The sequence below is a fragment of the Faecalibaculum rodentium genome (assembly GCF_001564455.1).
In the GTDB taxonomy this organism is placed as follows: domain Bacteria; phylum Bacillota_I; class Bacilli_A; order Erysipelotrichales; family Erysipelotrichaceae; genus Faecalibaculum; species Faecalibaculum rodentium.
In genome coordinates, this window is record NZ_CP011391.1 from 537825 (window position 1) to 561247 (window position 23423).

Consider the following 23423-nt stretch of genomic DNA (forward strand, 5'->3'; position numbering starts at 1 on the left):
TAATCCCTTTCTGATTTACTTTTTTGGTTTCGGTTCTTTCTTCTGGTCTTTCTCTTTGTCTGCGGCAGCAATCACCGCAGCAGGATGTACACAAAGTAGCCCAGATAGAGCCCCAGGAACAGCCATCCGCGGGGGCGGTTCATCTTGTCCGACCGCCAGGCCATGACCACGATCAGCAGCGCCACAGCCAGCAGGATGCAGATGTCGATCATGTTCTCCGGCACCACGGCAATGGGATGGATCGCGCTGGAGAGACCGAGAATGAACCCGATGTTCATGATGTTCGATCCCAGGGCATTGCCGATGGACAGTCCGGCTTCTCCCTTTTTCGCTGCCACCACACTGGTGACCAGCTCCGGCAAAGACGTGCCGATGGCCACGATCGTCAGCCCGACAAGCGCCTCGCTCCAGCCCCAGCTCAGGGCAATGGCTCTGGCAGCATTGACGGTCATGTCGCCCCCGAAAATGATGCAGGCCACGCCCACTGCAATGAGCAGCAGGATTTTCCACACCGGCGTCTCGTTGGCCGGGGCATCCTGCGTGGCTTTCCGGCTGGCCATCGCAGCGCGCACCAGGATCACCAGGTAGAGCGCCAGGGCCGCAAGCAGGATCACGCCCCGAAAACGGGTCAGCGTCCCGCCAATGCACAGCACGGCAAGCAGAGCCGTCATCCCCAGGTTCCAGGTCGTGTCGCGGTACCGGATTTCCCGTCCCATGACAAAGGGGGCGATCAGGGCACTGCAGCCAACCACCACCAGGGTGTTGAACAGGTTGCTGCCAACGACATTGGACAGCGCGAGGGCGTTGCTGCCCTGTATGGCGGCGTTCAGGCTCACCGAAAGCTCGGGCAGGGACGTGCCCAGGCTGACGATGGTCAGGCCCACGATCACGGTGGGGATCCGCATTCGTGCGGCGGCACCGGCTGCACCGTCCACAAACCAGTCAGCGCCTTTGATCAGCAGGGCAAAGCCGGCAATCAGCAGAAGGTATTCCATCAGACACCCAGCCTTTCCAGTCCCTGGACGATGCCGTTGTCGGCATTGGACGCGGTTTCGTACCTGGCTTTCGCCTTGACGAAGTCCCGGGCATTGGCCATGGCAAAGCTGTCATCCACGACCTCGAACATTGACACGTCGTTCTCTCCGTCCCCGAAGGCCACGACTTCGTCTTTGTTCCAGCCCTTCATCTCCATGAGGCGTTTCAGGGTCTTGCCCTTGGAGTAGCCCTTGGGCAGGATTTCGAGCTGCCGCGGGCAGGTGCGGAAAATCTCGAACCGGTCTCCGTATTTGCGGATCAGAAAGTCGTAGATTTCCCTGATTTTATCTTCATCCTGCATGAGCTGGATCTTGTTGATGGGCCGGTTGATTTCCTCTGCGCTGTGCACGAAGGTCTGGTTGGGGTAGCCGCTGCGCAGGTCCGCCAGCCAGTCCCAGGGCCCGGCTGTCCAGGGAAAGTCGTCGGGGAGGTTCCGCTCTTTGCGCAGCTGTTCCTTTTTCCGGCGGATGTCTTCGTCAAAATAATCGAAGAAGCCGTCGTCAAAGCAGGCCTGGGCCTCGCAGTTGAGATGCATGAGGTCAGTATAGACTTCTCGGATCTCCGAGGGGTCCATCCGCCGCAGAACCTCACGCTCACCGGCGCCCATGTCGTACAGGGAAATGCCATCCACTTCAATGAGATAGCCGCCATTGGCTGCCATGTCCAGTTGGTCGGCGTAAGGAAGAAGCCTGGTATAGCTTCGCCCGGAGGCCAGGATCAGGGTCACTCCCTGCCGTTCCAGCTCCAGGAGCTTCTGTTTCGTTTCCGGAAGGATATGATCGCCCGGGGCCAGCAGGGTCCCGTCCATATCCATGATGATCGCTTTCAGCATTGCATTCACCTCAGGGAAATTATGACGAGATTGTGGTTTTTTTTCAACGAAAGTTGTTTGACACCCGCGTAAGTCGATGGTATTCTAATAGAGCAGTTGAGGAAATGCCTGAATAGCTCAGTCGGTAGAGCATCCGGCTGTTAACCGGCAGGTCACAAGTTCGAGTCTTGTTTCAGGCGCCATTTAGACACTGCACAGGGCCGCATAATGCGGCTCTGTTTACAGGGTACAGAGACCTTAATTTGCATCATACAAAAAGCACGAGCGCTCTTATAAGATGCAAAAAGCTACTGGTAGTGACCAGTAGCATATCGTGAGAAATTCTTGCTTGATTTGCGAGGTCAAACAAGATAAAATCAAAACGAACAAGGTTACTGTTCACTATTAAAAAAAGGTTGCTGGGCGGGCCGCCTTTTTTTTGCTTTTTGCTCTTGCAATCATTCTACACCGGATAAGATAAAAAATAAAACGACTGAGATACAATTTCTCAGTCATGTAACTCATAAAAATTATAGAACTCTTTTGAATTCGACTTGATGATGTTTTTTTGTGAACGGATCAAACACTATTTTGGCCACGGTCGATTGAACAAACTGGAACTTCAATAAGGGATCTGATTTGTGGAATGTATCTTTACTTAATGAAGCGATACTCCATCCTTTTTTTAGATTTGCCATTTGGTCAGATAGGCTCTCCATGGCCAATGCAAAAGCTTGCTGTGAAAGTTCGCGGTTTTGATATTGCATCATAACGTTCTCTATAGAGGTATTGAGATCGATCATCTTCTTCTCGTATTCTCTATACAATCTTTCTTCCCGGAGGGACTGCATATTGTCGCAGATCGGATCAAGAACAGATTTCAACAGCTTATCTTGATTGATCCGTGCCTTACAGTGCGGGCAGCAGTAGTAATAATATATTGTAGTACCTTTGGTCGTACAGGACTGTTCCATCCTACATCCACAGTTTTTACAGTAGACTTTAGAATGGAATATATATTTCCGGTGCCTTGGGGCATGAATTTGACGGAAAGCCAAGACTTTTTGAAGATCCATAAATTTATCTTCTTCCATTATGGCTGGTATCAGCCCGATGTAATCATTCTCGCGGTACCTAAATTTTCCAATCAAGCGCTCATTTGAGAGCTCTTTTTTTATAGTTAGAGCTGACTTGTAGATACCGAATTCCCGTTTAATGAGAGACGAAATGTAAGTGAGAGAATGACCTTCCAGGATGCGTTCAGCTGCATATAGGACGATTTTAGAATCAGTCGGATCGATGTGCAGACGCCCGAACTCATCTTTACACCATCCAAAAGGTGTGGATCCGAATGGGTATTTTCCAAGTTGTGCCATGGCAACCATACCGTCAATGGTTCTCTCTGAAATGACTTCTCGTTCCCACTGAGCGATGATAGATAAAATCCCTACAAACAGCCTGCCGTTTGCTGATGTGATGTCGAGGTTATCAATGATTGCAGCCAGCTCACATTGATGCAGATCCAGTTCTTTGATCAGGTTATATGTATCAACAACATTACGAGTAAGCCTGTCTAATTTATAGGTAATGATCTTGCCGACTTTCCCGGAACGAATATCTTTTAGCAGTTCTTGCATTTTGGGGCGTTTAAGATTTTTTGCGGAATAACCGTCATCAACGTAATAGCGTACATTTTTGCTGTCGATATTATATAGATCGATCCATTTATCGCACTTTTCTCTTTGCGCTTCTAATCCATAACCTTCTAATGCCCGTTCCCGGGATGATACCCGAAGATAAATTGCAGTAAATTTTAAACTCATAAATTCCTCCAAAAAATATTACAATAAATAAAATATATGTGATAAAATAAAATCATAAATCTGCAAAGTTATATTCTTCACCGAGGGAGGGAGGAATGCTAACTAAAATTATCATAACGATTATCACTGGCATTTTAATTGGTACTATAAGTAACCTATTAAGTACCTTGATAATCGAAAAAATCCATTGTAGAAATCAAAAAAAGTTTTAAAAAACAAAGTGGCCAGTCGTCTTCAATGAGATTGGCCACTTTGTTAATACCGATGAGAAATTAAATACTCGCGCACTTCAGTTTATATGGTAAGCTTTTGGAGCTGGCTATTCACCTCTAACGGCCAAAGGAGGTGATTGCCGATGAATAGGTTCTACGAATTAATTGTTGCTGTCGTGGCGGATCTACTAGCCGAGTATATCCGCAGGTGGCTGGACAGGAACACATAAAAGCCAGCCAGCCCATGAGCCAGTAGATACCACCTGCTGGCTTTTTATAAAAAAGAGCACTTAGTACCACTCTAAGTGCCCCGGCCGATGTGGCTCTACGAATTAAGCCACTAGTATAATAGCATATAGATTGCAAATTGTCCTCTGTAGAAACTTCGGCAAAAATCCGTAAAAAAACCGCACAACATCAACAACCTATGTTATCTTTTCCCGCGACACAGAAAGCGGGGGGCGAGACATGCCATATAAAAAATGTATAGTTTCTCTCTTGGGAGAACTTTTGGTAGCGGTTTTAAGCGCTATTATATCTTCATATATTTTAAGATTGATCGGGTGGTCTTGAACTGGCCACCCGATCGCTTTTTAAATAATTTAAATGTATTATGGAGGAGCTATGAAAGTACCGACATCTATCAAAGAGTATGATCTTCAAAGGATTATTGAAGAAACTGCTATAGTTCGCGATATGCAGCCAAACGAATTGAGCGGATTCCTGAACTGCAGCCCTGAGCTGAAGGACCGCCTTGATAGGGCCCAAGAATATGATTATAAGTACCTACTTGAAGAGATAAGGGCTTTATGTCAGAGATATGCGGATGAAAGATTTTAGAGGCTGTAACAGTAGACCAGTTTTATAGCTGGAAACTGAGTACAGCCTCTTTCTTTGTAGTTTTAAGCATTAGAAGCCCTGGAGAATTCCATCAACTTTCTCCAGGGCTTCTTTTCGGGCATTATGAAAACAACTTTGGGGTATAACTTCTAAAAAACGCTCTGTTTCTCTTTCAGTTCAGCTTACCCGTTGAATTACAGGCTCTCTGTTTAAGCCAGAACAGATGATATTTGTACAGATTCATCCCCAGACAGTTCAAGAGAAATTCCATCCTGACACCTTTCAGTCCTCTTCTTTTGAATCTGGTCATTCCCCGGTTCTGTTTCAGGATCCCGAACGCTCCTTCTACCTGTGAAGATCTCTGCCTGCACAGCCCTTTTCCTTCTTCAGACTCCAGATTCTCATCCACTTTCCTCTGTAGTTCCTCCATCACTACATTCTTTCCGACTCTCCTGTACTCTCCGAACCGGAAACACTGGGACCGTCTGGGACATCCCTCACAATGGCCTTTCTCCGCATACATCTGACTGATATGAAGGTTTCCACCTCGGGTCCTTGAGGTGCTGTCTCCTTCATACTGGTCTAGCACCCTTCCTTCCGGACAAATCAGGAATCCTTCCTCTGTCCGTTTCCATTGGGATTTCTTGATTTGGGCAATGTAATCCATATACGATTGCCCATCCTTACGAGTGAGTAGGTCCAGAGCAACGATGATGTCGGGATCCCATTCCTTTGAGAAATCCCTTAATTGTAAATCAGTATCTTCAAATGCATCATGCATTAGGGCTACAATCACCGCTTCTTCATCTTCACCCATTAGTTCTGCAACTTCTGCGAGATGAAAAATATATGGATACCCCGCTTTATCACATTGGTGGAGATGGGCGTTGTAGGCAAAAGTAGCTGCCCGTTGAATTCTTTCTGTTCGTAACATAGTACCCTTCCTAACAATATAAAAGATTTCATCTCTTCCGATATCTGCGTAAGAGGTTGTAAAACGTGCCCGGCTTTAGGTTTAGATCTTGCTGGGCTTTTTGAGCCGTGATGTCCCCTGACTCATACTGTTTGATTATTTCTGCCCAATTCTTCGGAAATTCAATTCTGGGTCTTCCTGTAGGTCTTCCTGCTTTTTTGGCAGCTGCAATTCCTTCACGTTGCCTTTCCCGGATTTTTTCGCGTTCCATCTGTGCAATATAAGAGAGCAAATCAAAAACGACTTTGGAAACGAGTTGATTCATTGTGTCTTGGCCGGGTTTAGTGTCAAGAATTGGCATATCCAGGACTCGCAAGTAAATACCTCGATCAGTCAGTTCTTTCCATTCTTTTTCCATTTCCGTAGCGTTCCGACCCAGTCGATCTAGGCTACATATAATGAGGGTGTCGCCACGGCGAAGAAAGTCTTTCATGCGTTGGTATTCAGGACGATCAAAATTTCGTCCGGACTGTTTGTCTTGGAAGAGATACCTCTCGTTTGTAATCAGCGGAAGCAGCTGCATAATTTGTCGATCAAGGTTCTGATCACGAGAGGAAACACGGGCATACCCCACGATTACACTGTTTTCTGTCGTCATAGCTATAGTTTACTGCAAAAAGGTACACCTTTATGAAGAAGGAGATTATTCTAGATAGTTGCATTCAAAAAGGTCCATATTTCTTATTTATACACACTTCAAAAAGTAGGAGACCTTTTTGCACAAAAAGGGAGAATAAGGTTTGAATTTAGTCTCCCATAAGAATCACATAATCAGTCGTAAGATTGCTACAAATAAAAAAAGGCTGCAACGGCTGGTTTTCTCCATAGAAGAGGTATATCCCAACACCGCTCATCCTTTTCGTATATTAAGTATAACAGCATTTTTCAGAAGTCATATAGAGAAAGACAGTCAATCATCAGGCAATCCTTTGTTTACCGCCAAGTATCTCTCGGCGGCTTTTCTGGCAGTTATAGCATCGTCCAAGTCTTCGAAATAACCCAGATACATGCGCTTTCCATGATAGCTGATAGACGCTTCCCAGCGCTTGTCTTTCTCCTTCCAGCTGACTCCATTCTGGCCACTGGTGTTGTTTGTTTTTGGCTTCGCGTCGACTACCCTTTCAATGGATCGAGCACCACACTTGCCGCAGGACTGGCTCTTTCCAGAAATCAGATGATGACCTCTAACTACCTTTTCCTCACCACACTTGCACCGGCACAAATACTGCGTCCAGCCACTGTTGGAGTCCACTCTCTTGAGCACAGTCCAGTTACCGAACTCGTCCCCAGGATGGATATCCAGCTTTTTCAAAACGTGTATCTCCGGTTTCTGAACGCCAGATCCTTCTTCAGCTCAGTAGCGTTTTCATAGCCTAATGCATGAGCCAAAGCATCTGCGTTATCCAGAGACATTTGGCCAATAGACTGTTCGCCCTTGACCACTCGTTCAACGGTCCGATTGCTCAGGCCAGAATCTTTGGTTAGACGGTAAACAGACATTCCTCTTTCCTCGAGAAGGTCTTTCAGCCCGAATGGCTTTTCATCCCAGAGTTTGTCGTCCTTGAACTGCATTACGCTGTTCAGCTTTAAACCATCCGCCAGACGCTTTTCGATTGGAGTACTTGTCAGCAGCCGGTAAGAATAAACAAGTGTCTTCAGGTCAATGACCATAACCACCTCAGGATCGGTCTCCATCTCATCCCTACGCTTGAAGTCAATCAGTATGGCGAAATCTTCAAGATGACCTTCATTATACCGGTTAACCAGAGTCCTGACGAATGCTTTCTTCTCGTCATAGCTCGATTGGAGAGTAAACTAATCCTGATTCTTCAAATCTGAAACAAAAAAGCCGGGATCGTATCACAACGTCCCGGCATCTTTATACTATATTATCGTTCAAGCCCCCCTCCCTTATCGCGAACCTCTTTTTTGGATGGTGGCATTTTAATAGGCTGATCTAATTCTCCAGATTTAATCGACCTTAAGGTATCATTCCAATCATTGCGGCTCCCAGGAAGTAAAACTCTAGCTAGTATACACTCGTCCAGTAAGGCTTCTGCAACCTGTTCTGCAGCTTCCTTGCCTGGATTGCGGCCACTTCTTAACTCTTCTTCATGATCATTATTGAAGGCTATGATCACTTCTGTGCATCCATATAGGGACGCAGTTTCCCTGATTGCCTGAGTTTTTGTAACTGAACCAGTAGCTAAGTACGAGAACCCTTTCCAGGCAAAACCTCCATCTTTAAGAATGGTCATATACGACATCATCTCGATTGGCGATTCGAAACAAAGCAGTGGTTTAGCAGGCGGCTTATCTTCCGAATAAGCGAGTTGTTGCAAATCAAAGGTTGGATCAAAAAACCATCCCCGTGAGTAGTTGCACCCCGAAAAATCGCCCATGAATTTGCATCTGGAACTGGTACCTCTAAAACAAATTGAAGAAATCAATCCGTGCTCATCGTGGCCGACAAATGCACACATTTTTCCTTTATCATTAGAGATTTGGAAAAGACATTTCTGATCAACAAAAGCCTGAATTATTTCTGGATCTATTCGCCTAGTTTTAGAGAGATATGCATACACATATCTCATTGCTTTATTGTCAGGGCTATGCGATATTCTCTGAGACAATTCCCCGGCTAGGTTTCTATGGCGCGCTTCTGGGGTAAGACAATGCGTTTCGTGGTGTGTGTCATGAACTTCAAAAACAGGATCATCATTCACGTGTGATTCTAGATCATGCAGTGCTTCGTAGTATTTCTTCTCTGTGAAGTGCATGTAGAAATCCAGCGGCCCGCCCCCCACTGGCTTACCATTAGCCTGGATTTGGGAATATCGGGTAAATGAATTCCGCTCTGTAAAAATAACACATGAATCGTGGTCAATTAGATGTACAGTCCCTTTTCCATGCTTTTCATAGGGTAGTCCCAAGCTATCAGCTAGATCAAGAATGGAGATTTGTTTATTGATTGCTTGTTTTAGACGATTCGCCGCTTCGGGTGGCCGCCAATAACTAGTTTTGTTCTCCATTTTTACCTCTCTGGATCATTATTCTTACTGCTTCTTGATTTAGACTTATGTGGAGTTTCATTTTGCTTCAATTTCCCATCATTTGTGACTTCCAGTTCTTTCTCCCAGTCGCCGACGCTGATGATGTATTTTTCGATTTTTTCGGCTCCTCTGACAGCAGCCTCCAATTCTTTCGGATCCTTTTTCAGAATCGTGATCCACGATTGTATGTAGGCTGCATGTCGCCGAATATGTGCAGGTGATGGTTTGATCTGCAATGCTGCCATTAAAAAAGAGCTGCCAATCTCAGCTCGCAGCTCTTCTTTTGCATAGGATTCAGAGCCAAATTTCCCAGTGAGATCTCTGTTCAGCCTAGTATGATGGCCACTTGCATGGCAGAGTTCGTGTAGGAGCGTTGAATCGTAGACATAATCATCAACAAAATTTTCTTTATCAGGAATCCTCACAAAGTCGTGTAGGGGGTGATAAAACGCGTTATCTCCTCCGTGTTTGAGAGCAACGCCCATTTGGCTTGGGAGCCTTTCTATTAATTCGTTACCCTTAATTTGAATCGGCCCCCGCACATATTCAGGAACCCCTTCAACTTGTGCTGCATTGAAAACTACGAATGATCTGCCTTGAAACAGGCGATAGCGATTTTTATCAAAATCGGGATCTTCCTTCTTACGCCTGTTAAATTCAGCCAAAGATATTGTTTTGTTTTTTTCAATATCAAAGACAGCCCAGCCAGTCAGCTTGATTCCATGCTCACCCTTACGAACCTTCCAGCCGTTATCTTTTGCCTGCTTGAATGTCATCCAACGCGGATCTTTGTATTCTTCCTGATCTGCTGCCAGCTGAAGAATCAGCTGATTCAAACCTTTATATGCCGTTTTACTAACGATGTTGTATGGTCTTTCGACAGTCCAACCCTTATACCAGGGAATCTTTCCTTGTTCTAAGGACGCAACGTATGCATCCACCAGCTGCTGGCGAGGATCAGCTCTTTTTTTCTTATCTATCATCATTTGCCTTTCGTAATAAATTTTCTTGATAGGCTACGAAGCTCAGTAAAGCTAAGCTGCAACCAGTTGTTTCTGGACGTCTTTAAAGTAGTCGATCATACCCTGCCGGGTCTGGTGAGCACCGCTGATTAGAGTTCTTCCCAGTGATGCAAAGATACTCTTTTTCTTCCATTTCCGGCGACTCAGTTTCCACTCGAAGTCTGCTAATTCGTTCTCCAGAAACTGCAGTGCGATCCCATGTGCAGTCCCCTGTACCTTGCTTCTGAAGTTGGAAATGATGTGATCCAGAGAGGACAGATGATCTGTATCCACTTCGAACTTTTGGGCATCCACCAGTTTGCCAGCTATATCCAGAGCCAGGTTGGACGAACTCCGGTCACAATGCACTACACAGTCACTGGGGACTTCTTCTTCCAGAAACTTCTTCAGTTCTGCCTTATTCTCGCTGTGAACGATTCTGAATTTGACAGCATCTGTGGCTTCGAATACTTCCTCATCACCATCCATGTCGTCCCAGACATAGTGTTTGATCACAGCTGCAGCCACATTGACTTTACCTTCTGCTCCCCATCCACGCTTTCCATGCTTCTTTCCGCCATAGGAAAAGACATCCAGTTCGATCGCATCGCAATCAACGGCTATGTGAGTTTCGTTGTCCTGCTTCTGAGCCTGTTTGATCTTGCGAAGCATGAGTTTTGTGGTGTGGTAGCTGACACCTGTCAGATCACTGATGTATTTGGCAGAAGTTCCCGTCTTGGAGATAACATAGGCGAACATCACGAGGATCCAGGAAAACAGAGGAGCCTTGGTGCTTTCCAGCGCTGTCCCGGCGGTGACAGATTCCTGATGACCACAGTGAGCGCACTGATAGACAGTTCTGAGAGAGCCGTTTTTTCGTACAACAGTCGTGTAGTGGGTATGACCGCACTTTGAACACACAAAACCATCCTTCCACTTCAGATCAAAGAAGAAGCGTTCTGCGTCATGGGGGTCTGAATACTGGGTATGGATATCAGCAAAAGTCAGGTCTTTGAACAGCGATTTCTTGAACATAGGGTGCCTCTCTTCCTGATTCAAGTATCGCATTATTACTGGCGCTATTTGTGCGTGATAAGCCATTAACTGAGCTTGGTAGTCTATCAAGTAAATTTTTGCTGCTTTTGTGAGTTTAGGAAAATTAACACAGATTTTTCTCATGAGCATTGAATGCTTTGATTTGAGCATTACTGACGTAGATTTCTCGATGATTTCATCACGTATGGATAATCTGTTTAAAAAGCGTAGTTCCGTCAAAGACAGTTCTTTGAGCAGTGGATCCGAAACCTCATAGTCGTGGATGAACTCCGGATAAACAGGTAGCATATTGTTATATAAAACAGCAGCGATCGGATGTTGATGGTTATCAAATATTATAGTGGTAACATCCTTGCGTCTTGCTTTGCCTGATTTAGGAACGACTTGAGTAGTTATTGGAATACAGAACCATTGCTTTCCACTCGATACAAGAATACCTACAAATGGCCTATGGTCTTTAACACTAACACGAGAATCCACTGACCGTAAATAGGAGGCATATTGCTTATCAATTTCGTATAAACGAATCCGATTATTGTATAATCTCATGTATTTCTCCAAAAAAAAGAGGCGCTCTAAAGTTTTGTGAGGTTTGGACTCTCACATCCAATACAGTTGGATGAGGAGTCCGGACCTCATTTTCATTTACAGCCTATTTGCTGCTGTTCTCTCTACTGTTGACAGCTTTATCCTGTCTGTCTGGATGCCCATCTTCAGGACCCCTGGAAAGCACAAACAGTACTCTGTTCCTGAACCGTTCCCAGTTCGTATATCCATTCGCATTGTGTTTGATCATCTTGATGATCTTGTTTCTGTTCTCTATCATCGAGCTGGTCAGGCGATGTTCTTTCAGCCTTACATTCCCGGTCTTCGGATCGACCACATATTCCTGCTTGACGATATGGAACGAATTGATGATTTCCCTGAACCAGTTGCGCAGGGTGTCAGCGAAACTCTGCAGTTCCTCCACACCTGTACTGTCTAGATCTCTAATCAGAGATCTGAGCTCCTCCTCTGCAGTACTCAGGTTTTCTTTTCTGTAATACTCCGACAGCCGGTTCCGGAAGTGATACGCCTTCCTCAGGTCCGGGCTCGTATCCAGCAGTGCCTCACGCAGTTCATATCTGTTCATCTGCCTCTTCAGTCCGCTGACATAAGATCTGGGTGCTGCCGGATCAAATATCATCATCTTCTTTCCTGTCCTGTCCCTGTACCAGGCATCAGGCCTGATCCCCAGAAGTTCACTCTGATGCTTGAGCAGATAGTATTCCGGAGACCCTTTTCGAGTTCCTTTCATCACACGGATCCTCACTCTGTTCAGGTTCTTCGTATATTCCTGGACCACATGGAACCTGTCCACGGCGAATATCGCTTTGGGAAAGAAAGTCGCAGCTATCTCCCTGTAGGGCCTGTACATATCGGACGAGATGTACTCCACTCTGTCTCTCTCGCTTCTGGGAAACTTTCGGAAATAAGCTGCCAGATACTCCTTTTCCTGGAAGGGAGCACATCCACCGGGGACTGGGCATCGTAGTCCAGGAGCATGCATACATATTTTGAATCATCAGATTTGAAGGAATATGTTTCGTCGATCTGCATCACCCTGCATAGTTTCACCGGCACAGGGTAACTTACACACATGTCGAATATCTTCATCACTGTTGTAGCTGAAACGTGATGACGCTCTCCTACAGAAGCAAAAGTTTCATTTGGAGACCTGAGATCTTCGATGATCGCTTTTCCTGTCAATATGGAGATCCGCTGTCTTTTCATGGCGAAGGGATTGTCTTCACCATAGGTGCGGTGGCAGTCTTTGCATTTGTAACGCCTGGCGTTGTAGATGAGAGTGCATTTGCGGTCTGTAAGGACATCATGGTTTATCACACGGGGAGTGTAGTTGAAAACGACGATGTTATGACCACCGCATCGGGGGCATTCAGGAAACGCAGGAACCAAAGTGACCTCCACAAGCATCTGACCGATGCCAGGGGAGGTCGATATGTTCTGGACCCTGGAAGCATCAAGACCGAACAGTTCAAGAGCTGTATTTTCCAGGGAATTTTTGACTTTTACAGCCATCATTCATCACCTCGATGACAGTATGGCGGAAGGCGGAACAGATTCCGATGAGAGGAAGGTTGGAAAGACCATGGTCTTTCCCCACTGGGCCCCATTGGATACAGATGTATCAGAACTACCATTGGTTTCGTACTGCAATCGCTGAATGAACTTTGGAACAAGAGAAAAGAAGCTCCTGAAACCGGATGATGGGAATTCCGGGAACCGACGACGAAAATCCTGTACGAATCGGTACAGGGATGAGGATTCAGTATCTGGAGAGAAATCCGCCAGGCGCAGCGGCTCCCCTGCAGCAGACTTTTTCAGGGCCATGGAGGCATCTTCGCTGGAAAACAGATAATAGGGTATGAAAATATCGGGAAGGACCCGGTGGACGTGGCGGCAGTGTGGGCAACGGACGCGTCTTATTGAGATGGTGAAAGTACCACAAGGCAGCTTAATGGTGCGGGGGACACTACCGTGACAGTGAAGATCATGACCGCAAAAAGGGCAGACGAAGAGCTTTTCACTGGAGCAGAAGGCCTGGAAAAGCAGGTCATAGATCCTCTGCAGCATCTCCTGACTTGAGATATCGGAAAGTGATCGTATCTGATTCAGGCGTTTGTCTTTCGGGGACACAAACTTCTTGAAAACCCATGTGATTATCTGTAACGTAAAGGTTGCCTAACGGTGGGACAGAGCAAAGTAGGGTCGAAACTAGATTGCACTGTCTCTTTTTCTTTCTATACAGTGTATTGTGACCGAAAAGACCTCAAGATAAAAGGAGTTGTTCTGACCTTCCACCTCACAGGCTGGATAGGACAGGAACAACTCCTTTTCAGTTTTACTGATTAAATTTGGAGGCTTGATTCGACCTCACAAATCTTTGGATATTCAAAAAAGACAATTCAGATACTGAATTGTCTTTCTCTGTTTCACGATGTTTCGCGCGGAGCCAGAGTCGCTCAAATTTCTCACCTGCTCTACTTTTCTCTGATGAGTTGGCGGAGCTTTGCCAATTACTATAGATAGAATACCATATTACATCCCGCTTGCAAATAGCTCAGTAAGATTTGATGAGCTCTATACGATAGAAAGCATAACCCCTAGAGGTCTTACACGTTTTCTCATTACTACGCGGGAAAATGCCTATTCTTCTAAGTTGCCTATCATGAAGTTGATGGGATCAGAATAGTCGCCATTATATATATCTTTCGGAAAAAGCGTCATGATTTCAGTAGTCTTCGAAATACGACCAAGCTCATCCTGCTCAAATCCCCAAGTTGTTACACCCGGTTCATCATCTTCAACCTCACATTCTGCTGAACTCAGGTTCATCTGATCTTCCACGCCCACCATAGATTCGGTTGCCTGAAAGAAATCTTCGAATTTCTTTCTTTCGTTAGAATCAAATTCTGTGGTAACGACTATTTGAACTTTCTTTTTCATACTATTTCCTTTTCCCCTTATTTCTCAATATAAGAATTTGGCGAGTTTCCTGTAATCAGAATCCGTTATCTCAGACAGCTCCTCGATCAGTTCTGTCACGAAATGTCTCCCAAACCCATTGTAATCGTCATAGCGTACATCCTTCAAGAATTGTATAGCATCTTCTCTATCCAAGCCGCAGCCGCACAGGGTCATGAGGATAGGCTTAGTTTCATAAGTTACTCGAATCACGATTGCCCCTTTCTGATTGACGACAAGACTGCAGCAGATAATCTCTTCTTGTGCATAGATTTGGACTGTTGCAAACTCACCAGCCAAGAAGCAATCATACCTGGATAGTCACAGATGATTTGGTGCATTGCACGATAAAGGGCAACACTGTCTTCTGGCTTTCTGGAAAGTTTCCAATCAAGATCGTGCTGTTCAGCAAGGTCAGTCCTGCTGAATGCATAAATATAGCAATTCTCCAAGAATCTCTTTTCTTCGTCATTGGCACATTTATAATATTTGCATTTAGAAAGCCAGGACTCCATTAGCCTTTTCCTCCAGCCTTCAGATAGAGCCTCTTTAAGATCGGAAAATCTGCCTGATCGCAAAACGTCCTGGATTAACGGAGGATCTTCGGTATCAATTTCATCTGCCATATTAAAATCTCGAACGGTATATAGCTGTTCGAGAGCAAAAGTTATTCTCGGATCGCTTTGATCAAGCAGTGGGAAGAGGATGGTGAAATCTTTATCAGTTACACCTTCTGGTGATTCTTGGGACCACTCATCCAGCGGTTGGGCGCGATATAAGCCACTTCTCCTGAAGCTATCATTACTGGCGATAGCGCACGTATTAAACCAGCTATAATCCGGAGTATATAGCATTACTTTTAAATGCCATTTGATATTCTCAGGATCGAAGTTTCTAAACAGATTGTCGATATTGAAATACTGATTGCGAATAAATAGTCTAGCAGCTGCATTCATACCCTAGTCCTCTGAAAAAACTGTTCGGTATCCATCAACATGTCCCCCGGACATGACAGATTCTACCTTAAACGGCTGGCTACTACTGTATCCAAAATCGAGTGCCGCATAATAGGCATCTTTTGGGTACGCTCCATAATCTTTTGTCCAAAAGGTGGTACTCTCAAAATTTGTTGGATTTTCTGACTTTCCGATGTACCACTGTTCAGAGATTTCAGGCTCCGCTACATCTGTTTTTCCGTCCAGAGACTTCATGTAAGATACATAGGCTTGTCTTTCCTCATCTGTAGTAAAGTTGTCCGGTATTTCATATCCATCAATTGTGAGAGTCTCTTTAAGATTGTCGTCATATTCATAGATGATTGACTCTCCGTTTAGACCGTCAACCGTACAGGTCATTACGTCTTGGACTACTTCCACATTGGCTAGGTTTCTAGCGTTGTCGCTGTAGATAGCACGGACAGTTACCGTGTCTCCATTACTCAAATGTGAGTTGGGACTCACAGAAATTTGTATTGTGTCAATGAATTTCAAGACTGCCTCGTCATTTCCTGTGTAGCTGATCCCTGTATGCACAGTCTCCGCATTTCCCTCACCATTCCATCCGGAATATCGAACAGCGATGCCATCCATCAAATCAATTTTTAATGGATTACTTGCCTGGATGAATTGGCTAATCAAAAGACATGTTGTAGATAAAAGAGCAACCCCCACTAAAATGAGGATTGCTCGAATAATTACTTTTTTCATTTTACACTCCAGTTTTTGGCACTGCATACATTACTCCTCCAAGCTCCGCAGAGAGTTGAGTTGAGGGGAGAGTTCGACTAGTCCAGACTCTGATTGCAGTTTCCCATGTGCCATCTGCGCGATTTCCAACATTGCCCTCATCAATCGTTACCATTCCATCTCGAACACTCGTAACGATTCCGACATGGTTTACACCAATGCCAGAGAACACACTCCCCGCCGCAGGTGTATAGCTAAGCTCAAATTTATCTGGATGTGTGCTGACCAACTGTGCTGCACACTGATTTCCATTACCACGAAAGCCCGGGTCAAAGCCATAAAGCTCGAAGAAACGTCCCCACGCAAACCATGTACATTGTCCCGTCAGAACAGGAGTGTAGTATGGATTCCCTTCTCTATAAGCGGCGGCATTTCCGAAATTTGGTGTACTGGTGTAATCGCCCATAACTGGAGAAGACCAGTACGAGAACCCACTGTAATTGTTGAGATAGTTTTGTGCAGCGCCAACTTGCTGGACATGCGGGTCATTGAATGGCACAGCTGTCCAAACCATTCCCGGCATTCCTATCCCCGCAACAACTCTTTTACAGTATTCTTCTGCGCTTAAGTTATCTTTTGTGGGATCAATTCCGGCAGTATCGAAAGGGAGACTCTCCGGCTTAAATCTTTCTTCAAAAATCCATGTCATTTGAGTCTCTGGATCCTGCCAACTCTTGCCTTTGTCTTTCGCAAAATTGATCAGTCTAGTAGCATTTGCTGCTTCCTTTATGTCTGGTGTAGATGGATTTGGCCAAACATCTGAGTCCTGCAGCAATCCTAGACCTATTGCAGCATATCGGCTTGTGTTGTTTTTATAATAAGCTTCGTAGTATCTGTTCTTTGTGGTGCTTTTATTAATCCAAGATAGCCAGGCTGAGTTGTCCATTGTTGTATCGTTAAGCTGACCTGATGGACCCGGAATACAGTAGTAATTCTCATATGTAAAGGTTCCCTTAGCTGCTCCTTCTTGGAGTATATAGGCTAGGGATCCAATAATAGCGTTATCTTGCCAGTTGCGTTTCTTGGCTTCATAAATAAATGCATTTGCTGCATAAGACATTGATGCCATACTTTCGATAGGCACAGAATAACTATTGAAACTCAAAACTGTAGTTATAATCATTGTGATTGCTAGTATTGCGCAGAGTAAGGGGGCAGCCACCGCAATTAGACTTAGAATGACCGGCGCTGTTGATAAAGCAGAAAACATCCCTGCAATCAGGGACCGCAGGAGTCCTAGCGCCGACTTAGCCCATTTAACTGGTAGAAGTGGCAATGTTGCGACGTTTTTGGCCGTCTTGACAGGATGAAAAACTACATTTTTCGCTGTCTTTTTTACTGGGCGTGAATTGGCCAGATTGTAAAAACGGAGTACTGTTGCATTCGTTGTATCTTGAGGAGAACCTCCTTGAATTGCTTTGGTGGTGAGTTTTCGACTTTGATTGCTGACTGTATCTCTGGTAGATCGGATTGGATGAAATTTCTTCCTCTCTCTTGCATTATCTAACAGCCAGTTTTTTCTGTCCCTCATTCGATGAGCGCGGTTAGCCGAATACTTGTCGATAGCAGCTGTACCTTTAACGTCCAAACCGTGAATTCCATTATCTTCATATCGATTCCAGGCAAGTCGGTCACTATAAACTAGTGATTCTTTTTTGTCTTTTCCAGCTACGATTTCGTAATAATGCCTTGCCGCGTTTGGATTATCCTTGAGAATTTCTGTTCCTTTGACTGCTTCCTTCTTTAAGCGTTTTTCGTTGTATAAACCATGGGCGATTCCTTTTTCAGCAAGGCTGATAGGGATATTGCTCATTCTGGCTGCATTTCGAATTCCCATTGCTGAATGTCCAAGTATGAAACTGCCGGCATCTTCAGTCAGATCTGTTCTGCCATGTTGTCCCACGTCATATATATCGCGGGTATACTTGTTGGCTGCATTCAGCGACAAATCAACCGTTTGGTGAGCGCCCCTGGATAAAGTTTGCAGCGAAGCCCAACTGCCATCTGCGATGCTTTTAAGACTTCGAGATCCGATTTCAGCTGCAGAGGCAAAGGCATTGTTTTGAGCTTTGTCGAGTAATGAGCCAGCATTCTCGCTTAGTCTTTCGCCTCGTGTTTTGAAAATCTCTGACATCATGCTCCTTTCTAATCAAATCTCAATTCCATCCCTGTATAGATCCCTGATGCATCTTGCAAGGGAATGCATGCACCTGGATAAGGTGAAGTTTGCAAATCTGCCATACAAGCCCCTGTAACGTTAGCCATGGTGTATCCATCGGAGAAAAGGTACAGCTTATTGGAGGGCTTATGAGATGGCTGTACAACAGAAGAGCTCGGAGCAGAGGGAACAGGTAAAGCGGTTTGATTCGCGGAAGGGGATTGGTTAGCGGGCTCTTCAACACTATCTGGCTTTTCACTTATATCCCCAAGTTCTTCAATTTCAGGTTCTTTTTCTGGCTCCTTGATATGAATCTTTAAAACGGCATAAGCTTTATTTCCGCTCTCATCTGCAGCGGTAATTTGGTATTCAAGATCAGATCCCTCGACAATGGTTCCATCAACTTTTCCTTGAACTGTCAGCGACTCTGTATTCGTAGCGTTATCGGCGATTGAAACATAGGACATGAGATCTTCGCTTTCGAATTGTTCAATTGTGAATTCCATGTTCTCTGTATGCAGAGTGATAACCGGCGCCTCCCTGTCAACAACACGCACCTTTTTTACAACATCCGGGAAGTCCTTAGAAAAGGAAAAGCGGATTTCTTGATCCCCTAGAACCGTGGTGTCAAGTTCAGTCATCGACACCGAAAAATCAGTGAGCTGAATCACTGTTGGTGCCACACGTTGCTCTTCCTTTACAAGAAAATCGCCGACCTTTTCGACAAGATCTGAAGTTTTGATCTGCTCTCCAAAATTGATTTCCGTTCTGGCCAAAACCACATCAGCAGCTGGACGAGTCAGAAAAAAAAGAGCCAAACCGGCTCCAATAAAAGAAATAAGACCAATCAAGCCATACTTGATATACCGTTTGACATCGTCGGCAATCTGCGATTTCCATTCCATCCAATCCCTCCTCTAACGGAAACAAGGGGCCAACCCTTTAGCTGAGTGATCCGAACTCTTTTTTTGCTGTAGCTCACCTTGATCTTCTGTCGTTTGAGTTACAGACTGCGGCTGCATCAGTTGAAACCAGTCTTGTGACATTAGCTCCTTTGGAACTACTTCTAGTGCGGCTTGGTGAATCCGCTCCGGAACACTGTCAGCTCGATCTGCCAGCTCGATAGGAAAGTCTGTCATAAAAAGAGCTGCGGCCAGCTTGGACCGAAATCGTGTCATCGGCAGACCTGGTTTTTTTACACACCATAATCCCGCTCTGTCCTGACAGAACTGCGCCTTTTCTCGCGGAGAACCTTCAGGATGACCAATTCTTGTATTAAGAATATCCGCAAATAATTCTTTTGCTATTTCCTTTTCTTCAGGAGTAAGCTGCGTCTCTACATTTCCGTCACCCTTCGGGAGATCCTCAACTGTAACAATGTCTGTGATTTCCTTCAGACACAAAGAAGAACCGTGTTTTTCGTAAGAGAAGCCGACCCGTTTGAGCTTCCGTTCGTGTTGAACGTAAAGCCATGCAAGATCCGCGCAAATCAAATCTTCATCGCAATCTAAGTCTCTTGTGTTTGACAATTCAGCCAGTTGGATTTTGATTTCTCCATCTTTAAGGCGCAACATACTAATACTCGTTTGGATCATACCCAGTTCTGACAACTGAGACTGGAGCTTTCACAACCGGATCAGCAGAACCCTCTGCTTTTTTAGTTGGGGCTTTTATTACCGCTTCTTTCACATATTCGGTAGCAATCTTGCTACTGGTTTTCTCCTTCGGAGATTCCGAATCGTAATGATGAGGGTGATCATCGGGCTTAATAACAGCCTTGCGGATCGCCTTTTTTGCCTCTGTGATACGTTTCTGCTCACGCGGATCTGTGTTCCAGATTTCGTAGAGACGAGTATCTTTCGGGAAGCTGTTCTTAAAAGGAATAATCGTTGTCCCGTATTTAATCAATCCAGAACCTTTACCAGCGGAAAGCAGGGATCTTGCCTGTTCATCTGATAGGTTGAAAAGAATCTGAAGCTTTTGCACATCGTCGTGTCCCTGAGCAAGCATGATGCAGAATTCAGAGTTGGACAGCATTGAAGTAGCCTGTGTGCTTTCTAGCAGTTCGGACACGTTCTGCGTTATTCCCGTGACGACTCCTCCAAACTTGCGACACCATTTCCAAAACTCGTTCAGGAAGTTTTCGCTATAGGCATCTTTATGAAGCAGGTAAATCTCGTCAATATAGACATATGTTGGTTTACCAGAGAGGTGATTTTCTCTGACTCTTTGTTCCAGGGTTTCAAGTATAACCTTCATTGCCAGCGTTCGGATGCTGTCACCCAGTTCCGATATATCAAAAACAATGAAGCGACTGCTCATGTCAACGTTGGATTCATGAGCAAATAGATCAATGGAACCATTAACGAAAATCCATAGCGACTCGGCAATATCTGCGGCAACCGGGTTCATTGTCTCTTCGGCATATTCATTCATTTTGTTATAAAAATCTTTCAGGGTCGGGACTCGCGTTTCATGGCCTGATTCAAGCGCCATTGTGTACTCTTGATAGACTTTATGTACAATGCGGTCCACCAGAGATTTCTGAGTGGCAGAAAGTTCACCTTGACCGATCATTTCTGCAATCACAAATAGCAGGAATTCTGATTTACGCTTCAGCCATTCTGGATCGGATAAGTCTACCTCGAACGGATTGAAATGCAGATTACTCATCATATCCACTTTAAGCACAGTGAATTTTTCTCGCATTGAGATCTTGTTTAATTCTTCTGCCAAGTGGCGGTATTCACCCTGGGGGTCAATAAAGAAAATATCAGCATTCGGATTCTGAAGCAGCACAGCCATGGACTCCTCCTTGGCGGACCAGGACTTACCAAAACCGGGTTTACCTAAAATCCAGCCAGAGGGGTTCGCAAGCTCACGCCGGTTGGCCAGAATCATATTCCGACTTATAGGGTTGGATCCGTAGTAGATGGGGGATTCGTTGGCTCTGATTTCTTTGGTCGTAAAGGGAATCATCACTGAGCACACCTTGGACACTGTTGTCCGACCGAGCTTGTCTTTAGGTCGGCCGATCGGTAAAACAGCATTAAACGCCTCTTCCTGCTCATAAGACATAGGCAAGAACTGGAAGCCGCGTTTCGATGCAACCGATTGCACGTCTTTGGACACAAAATCCATCTCATCTTTAGACGATGCGTTGATCATCACGAGAAGCTGGACATGGAAGAGCCGTTGGTTCCGTTCTTGGACATCCTTTAGCAGTTCCATCGCCTGCTGATACTCAAACTCAATCTGATCGGGGACATCACCGTCACCACCCTGACGACGATCACGGCGGATCATTTTAGAACGGTTTGCGCGCATGTCATCGATTATGTATTGGATATGAGAGACATCCTGTCCACGTGGAACAACAGACATGTGAAGAGTAATCATCAGATTGTGTTCCAAAGCCATGAGGCTCTCAAAGAAGCTTTCTGTCATTTCAGTAGCCCAGCTGCTGAGATATAGTACCTGACAATAGCGATCATCCATCCGAAAGTATTGCGGCGATTCCCCGAAGTCCATCGCATAAGGGCAGATGAAATCTTTGGTAGAATCTCCAGGGCCCAGATATTCGTATTCGAAATCCAGGTGTTTTCCCGGTTTAATTACGCTGTAAAGAGTTTCGAGTCTCTCCTTGCCGGACATGACTGAGCACTCCGAGCCCAAACTCTGAAAACTACCTTCCAGATCATAAGCAGCCTTATCGAGGTCGCGTTTTGCCTCAACGACATTATCGGCATTAACAGTGACTGTCATAATTTTCTCAGCCACAATTTTGTTGTGACCTTTTGACAGATCGTCCAGGCGTTGCTGATTGAGTTCCATCCGCAAATCATCCAGTCCATCAGAAGCCAGGGGGATGATCATTTTTTTTCGGAACTGTTCTTCATTCACTAGCCGATTATTAATCGTTAACGAGATTCCTGCCTTGTCAGTGGACAGAGAGTTCAGAATCTCCATATAACGCGTAAAGATATTGATCTTTGTCTCCTCCGGAGCCATTGAAAAGTTCGTGTCTGAAAACAGAATAGACATAGAGTAAAGGTCATCATCCATAACGCAGACGCCGTTCTTCAACATCTGGTTGTATTTAAAAGCATTCTGTACAGATCGAATCCGTACTACTTCATTCTTTTTCTCTTTTCTGGTGAGTTTTTTATTCATCCCAGGCTGTTTGTTCGTTGGCATACTGCTTGTTGAGTTTGCGGTCAGTCCGACTTTTTTTCGTCCGATCATGCTCATCTCCTCCTCTCATGATGATGGGTTTGCAAAATGTGATTCTCTGAGTACGGCGATAATATCTGAATACTGACTTCAGAAATTCATCGTAGGGACGGCCATGCCATTTCCTGAATCCCCCTATAGAAAAGATTGCCAGTCCGCAGACAAAGCAGAGAATGAATCCGAAATCGTAAAGATGCACTAGGCTGCATAAGAAGAAAATAAAAAGCGAAACAATTGATGCAATGACAATCCAAACAAGCTGTCTGGCGGTTATTCCCATATAGAGTTTCTTCTCGTATTCATCTATATCTTTGGGGATTGAGACATAAAGGTTTTCCAATAGCTACCTCCTATAAAAAGAAATCGGTAGCAATCTTGCTACCGATTATGGGTAAAAAATGTGATGACGTTGTTATCTTGCTTTTCCCAAATCCTTTTTGCGATTCGGGGATTTAGCCTTTTCCTGTTTGTTTTCCGGCTTAGGTCTATCGAGTCCAAGATCTCGCTTCACATCGATTTCCCTGCGGACAAAGATTTGCTTCAGTTCTTTCAAAGAGACCTTGCATGACTGCGGATGATCAAATTTTCCAGTAACTTTATCTCGGTGGTTTTGAAAATAAACTGTAAAGACCGCTTCAGAAGCATTATTGATAATCAAAAAGCTTTGCAAGGTCTTCTTGCCATCCTTAGTGATAGTCCTGACATTTTCGTAGGGAACCTGGATATAGCCTCTTCTTCCATTCCTTTCCAACCCGTTTTCATCTGCAGTAAATGTAAACTTGCGATGGTCTTTATCTGGAATCCATATTTTGGCATACCGTTTTCTGGAGCCATCGGGATTTCTGACTGTCGAGTGGTAAAACGGCTTATAGGCAATTCGACCGGTAGCAGGATCCACGACTTTATTAGCGACCACAACCTGTCTTGCGGAAAAGAATATTCTGTCGTCCATACTAAC

23 protein-coding genes, 1 tRNA gene and 1 pseudogene are annotated in these 23423 nt (G+C 45.0%); 2 read left to right on the top strand and 23 right to left on the bottom strand.

From position 1 onward, the window contains the following. Positions 1-71: 71 nt before the first annotated feature. Positions 72-995 (bottom strand): calcium/sodium antiporter, encoded by a 924-nt coding sequence (locus aalo17_RS02675; protein WP_067555262.1) that lies wholly within the window; start codon positions 993-995, stop codon positions 72-74. Then, a complete protein-coding gene (locus tag aalo17_RS02680) occupies positions 995-1867 on the bottom strand; it encodes a Cof-type HAD-IIB family hydrolase (protein ID WP_067555265.1) in 873 nt (290 codons plus the stop codon). The genes aalo17_RS02675 and aalo17_RS02680 overlap by 1 nt, the downstream gene beginning before the upstream one ends. 106 nt (positions 1868-1973) lie before the next feature. On the opposite strand from aalo17_RS02680, the gene aalo17_RS02685 reads away from it, so the two are divergent. Continuing rightward, positions 1974-2049: transfer RNA gene (locus aalo17_RS02685), tRNA-Asn, on the top strand. Positions 2050-2376: 327 nt separating this feature from the next. Here the strand turns inward: aalo17_RS02685 and aalo17_RS02690 are convergent. After that, positions 2377-3669, bottom strand: coding sequence for a recombinase family protein (locus tag aalo17_RS02690; protein ID WP_067555268.1), 1293 nt, complete (start codon positions 3667-3669; stop codon positions 2377-2379). A gap of 836 nt (positions 3670-4505) precedes the next feature. On the opposite strand from aalo17_RS02690, the gene aalo17_RS02695 reads away from it, so the two are divergent. Beyond that, positions 4506-4721, top strand: a complete 216-nt coding sequence (locus aalo17_RS02695) for a hypothetical protein (protein WP_067555271.1) — start codon at positions 4506-4508, stop codon at positions 4719-4721. Positions 4722-4893: 172 nt separating this feature from the next. Here the strand turns inward: aalo17_RS02695 and aalo17_RS02700 are convergent, their stop codons facing one another. The 20 genes and pseudogenes from aalo17_RS02700 to aalo17_RS02795 form a co-directional block, all read right to left on the bottom strand. After that, positions 4894-5655 (bottom strand): transposase, encoded by a 762-nt coding sequence (locus tag aalo17_RS02700; RefSeq protein ID WP_082743201.1) that lies wholly within the window; start codon positions 5653-5655, stop codon positions 4894-4896. Positions 5656-5683: 28 nt separating this feature from the next. Continuing rightward, complete coding sequence (locus tag aalo17_RS02705) at positions 5684-6292, bottom strand: recombinase family protein (RefSeq protein ID WP_067555277.1); 609 nt, start codon at positions 6290-6292, stop codon at positions 5684-5686. 312 nt (positions 6293-6604) lie between these two features. Further along, positions 6605-7006, bottom strand: a complete 402-nt coding sequence (locus tag aalo17_RS02710) for a hypothetical protein (protein ID WP_067555281.1) — start codon at positions 7004-7006, stop codon at positions 6605-6607. Continuing rightward, positions 7003-7365 (bottom strand): helix-turn-helix domain-containing protein, encoded by a 363-nt coding sequence (locus tag aalo17_RS02715; RefSeq protein ID WP_067555284.1) that lies wholly within the window; start codon positions 7363-7365, stop codon positions 7003-7005. The genes aalo17_RS02710 and aalo17_RS02715 overlap by 4 nt, the downstream gene beginning before the upstream one ends. 218 nt (positions 7366-7583) lie before the next feature. Next, positions 7584-8726 (bottom strand): DUF3991 and TOPRIM domain-containing protein, encoded by a 1143-nt coding sequence (locus tag aalo17_RS02720; protein WP_067555287.1) that lies wholly within the window; start codon positions 8724-8726, stop codon positions 7584-7586. 2 nt (positions 8727-8728) lie between these two features. After that, positions 8729-9733, bottom strand: coding sequence for an ArdC family protein (locus aalo17_RS02725; protein ID WP_067555290.1), 1005 nt, complete (start codon positions 9731-9733; stop codon positions 8729-8731). 48 nt (positions 9734-9781) lie between these two features. Next, entirely contained in the window at positions 9782-10783 is a 1002-nt protein-coding gene (locus tag aalo17_RS12995; RefSeq protein WP_067554381.1) for an IS1595 family transposase, read from the bottom strand. Between the two features lie 114 nt (positions 10784-10897). Next, positions 10898-11353 (bottom strand): annotated as a pseudogene (locus aalo17_RS13275) (type III toxin-antitoxin system ToxN/AbiQ family toxin); the annotation flags it as partial. A 103-nt stretch (positions 11354-11456) separates the two neighbouring features. Next, positions 11457-12287, bottom strand: a complete 831-nt coding sequence (locus aalo17_RS02735; RefSeq protein ID WP_236940526.1) for a transposase — start codon at positions 12285-12287, stop codon at positions 11457-11459. Continuing rightward, positions 12197-12886 carry a transposase family protein gene (locus aalo17_RS12555; RefSeq protein WP_145907455.1) on the bottom strand — a complete coding sequence of 230 codons (690 nt, stop codon included), beginning with the start codon at positions 12884-12886 and terminating at the stop codon, positions 12197-12199. The genes aalo17_RS02735 and aalo17_RS12555 overlap by 91 nt, the downstream gene beginning before the upstream one ends. Before the next feature lie 3 nt (positions 12887-12889). After that, positions 12890-13438: a DUF6431 domain-containing protein gene (locus aalo17_RS13280; protein ID WP_289757595.1), complete on the bottom strand. Its 549-nt coding sequence runs from the start codon at positions 13436-13438 to the stop codon at positions 12890-12892. Positions 13439-14011: 573 nt separating this feature from the next. Beyond that, positions 14012-14311 (bottom strand): hypothetical protein, encoded by a 300-nt coding sequence (locus aalo17_RS02750; RefSeq protein WP_067555302.1) that lies wholly within the window; start codon positions 14309-14311, stop codon positions 14012-14014. Positions 14312-14538: 227 nt separating this feature from the next. Continuing rightward, entirely contained in the window at positions 14539-15285 is a 747-nt protein-coding gene (locus aalo17_RS02760) for a hypothetical protein (RefSeq protein ID WP_067555308.1), read from the bottom strand. Positions 15286-15288: 3 nt separating this feature from the next. Then, positions 15289-16035 carry a hypothetical protein gene (locus aalo17_RS02765; RefSeq protein ID WP_067555311.1) on the bottom strand — a complete coding sequence of 249 codons (747 nt, stop codon included), beginning with the start codon at positions 16033-16035 and terminating at the stop codon, positions 15289-15291. A 1-nt stretch (position 16036) separates the two neighbouring features. Next, complete coding sequence (locus tag aalo17_RS13000; RefSeq protein WP_082743205.1) at positions 16037-18211, bottom strand: CHAP domain-containing protein; 2175 nt, start codon at positions 18209-18211, stop codon at positions 16037-16039. An 8-nt stretch (positions 18212-18219) separates the two neighbouring features. Then, the gene (locus aalo17_RS02775) at positions 18220-19137 is read right to left on the bottom strand and encodes a hypothetical protein (protein WP_067555316.1); all 918 of its coding nucleotides are present in this window, start codon (positions 19135-19137) and stop codon (positions 18220-18222) included. A 12-nt stretch (positions 19138-19149) separates the two neighbouring features. Beyond that, positions 19150-19806, bottom strand: coding sequence for a hypothetical protein (locus aalo17_RS02780; RefSeq protein WP_067555319.1), 657 nt, complete (start codon positions 19804-19806; stop codon positions 19150-19152). A 1-nt stretch (position 19807) separates the two neighbouring features. Then, positions 19808-22477: a VirB4-like conjugal transfer ATPase, CD1110 family gene (locus tag aalo17_RS02785; RefSeq protein ID WP_158507691.1), complete on the bottom strand. Its 2670-nt coding sequence runs from the start codon at positions 22475-22477 to the stop codon at positions 19808-19810. Further along, the gene (locus aalo17_RS02790; protein ID WP_075885629.1) at positions 22398-22805 is read right to left on the bottom strand and encodes a PrgI family protein; all 408 of its coding nucleotides are present in this window, start codon (positions 22803-22805) and stop codon (positions 22398-22400) included. Before aalo17_RS02790 ends, aalo17_RS02785 begins: the two co-directional genes overlap by 80 nt. 72 nt (positions 22806-22877) lie before the next feature. Continuing rightward, positions 22878-23417 (bottom strand): hypothetical protein, encoded by a 540-nt coding sequence (locus aalo17_RS02795; RefSeq protein WP_067555328.1) that lies wholly within the window; start codon positions 23415-23417, stop codon positions 22878-22880. Between the last annotated feature and the right edge of the window lie 6 nt (positions 23418-23423).

What these genes read in the sequence shown, in the direction of transcription:
- aalo17_RS02675 (WP_067555262.1), bottom strand. Translation starts at nt 995, where the DNA reads ATGGAATACCTTCTGCTGATTGCCGGCTTTGCCCTGCTGATCAAAGGC.
- aalo17_RS02680 (WP_067555265.1), bottom strand. Translation starts at nt 1,867, where the DNA reads ATGCTGAAAGCGATCATCATGGATATGGACGGGACCCTGCTGGCCCCG.
- aalo17_RS02690 (WP_067555268.1), bottom strand. Translation starts at nt 3,669, where the DNA reads ATGAGTTTAAAATTTACTGCAATTTATCTTCGGGTATCATCCCGGGAA.
- aalo17_RS02695 (WP_067555271.1), top strand. Translation starts at nt 4,506, where the DNA reads ATGAAAGTACCGACATCTATCAAAGAGTATGATCTTCAAAGGATTATT.
- aalo17_RS02700 (WP_082743201.1), bottom strand. Translation starts at nt 5,655, where the DNA reads ATGTTACGAACAGAAAGAATTCAACGGGCAGCTACTTTTGCCTACAAC.
- aalo17_RS02705 (WP_067555277.1), bottom strand. Translation starts at nt 6,292, where the DNA reads ATGACGACAGAAAACAGTGTAATCGTGGGGTATGCCCGTGTTTCCTCT.
- aalo17_RS02715 (WP_067555284.1), bottom strand. Translation starts at nt 7,365, where the DNA reads ATGGTCATTGACCTGAAGACACTTGTTTATTCTTACCGGCTGCTGACA.
- aalo17_RS02720 (WP_067555287.1), bottom strand. Translation starts at nt 8,726, where the DNA reads ATGGAGAACAAAACTAGTTATTGGCGGCCACCCGAAGCGGCGAATCGT.
- aalo17_RS02725 (WP_067555290.1), bottom strand. Translation starts at nt 9,733, where the DNA reads ATGATGATAGATAAGAAAAAAAGAGCTGATCCTCGCCAGCAGCTGGTG.
- aalo17_RS12995 (WP_067554381.1), bottom strand. Translation starts at nt 10,783, where the DNA reads ATGTTCAAGAAATCGCTGTTCAAAGACCTGACTTTTGCTGATATCCAT.
- aalo17_RS12555 (WP_145907455.1), bottom strand. Translation starts at nt 12,886, where the DNA reads ATGATGGCTGTAAAAGTCAAAAATTCCCTGGAAAATACAGCTCTTGAA.
- aalo17_RS13280 (WP_289757595.1), bottom strand. Translation starts at nt 13,438, where the DNA reads ATGCTGCAGAGGATCTATGACCTGCTTTTCCAGGCCTTCTGCTCCAGT.
- aalo17_RS02750 (WP_067555302.1), bottom strand. Translation starts at nt 14,311, where the DNA reads ATGAAAAAGAAAGTTCAAATAGTCGTTACCACAGAATTTGATTCTAAC.
- aalo17_RS02760 (WP_067555308.1), bottom strand. Translation starts at nt 15,285, where the DNA reads ATGAATGCAGCTGCTAGACTATTTATTCGCAATCAGTATTTCAATATC.
- aalo17_RS02765 (WP_067555311.1), bottom strand. Translation starts at nt 16,035, where the DNA reads ATGAAAAAAGTAATTATTCGAGCAATCCTCATTTTAGTGGGGGTTGCT.
- aalo17_RS13000 (WP_082743205.1), bottom strand. Translation starts at nt 18,211, where the DNA reads ATGATGTCAGAGATTTTCAAAACACGAGGCGAAAGACTAAGCGAGAAT.
- aalo17_RS02775 (WP_067555316.1), bottom strand. Translation starts at nt 19,137, where the DNA reads ATGGAATGGAAATCGCAGATTGCCGACGATGTCAAACGGTATATCAAG.
- aalo17_RS02780 (WP_067555319.1), bottom strand. Translation starts at nt 19,806, where the DNA reads ATGTTGCGCCTTAAAGATGGAGAAATCAAAATCCAACTGGCTGAATTG.
- aalo17_RS02785 (WP_158507691.1), bottom strand. Translation starts at nt 22,477, where the DNA reads ATGATCGGACGAAAAAAAGTCGGACTGACCGCAAACTCAACAAGCAGT.
- aalo17_RS02795 (WP_067555328.1), bottom strand. Translation starts at nt 23,417, where the DNA reads ATGGACGACAGAATATTCTTTTCCGCAAGACAGGTTGTGGTCGCTAAT.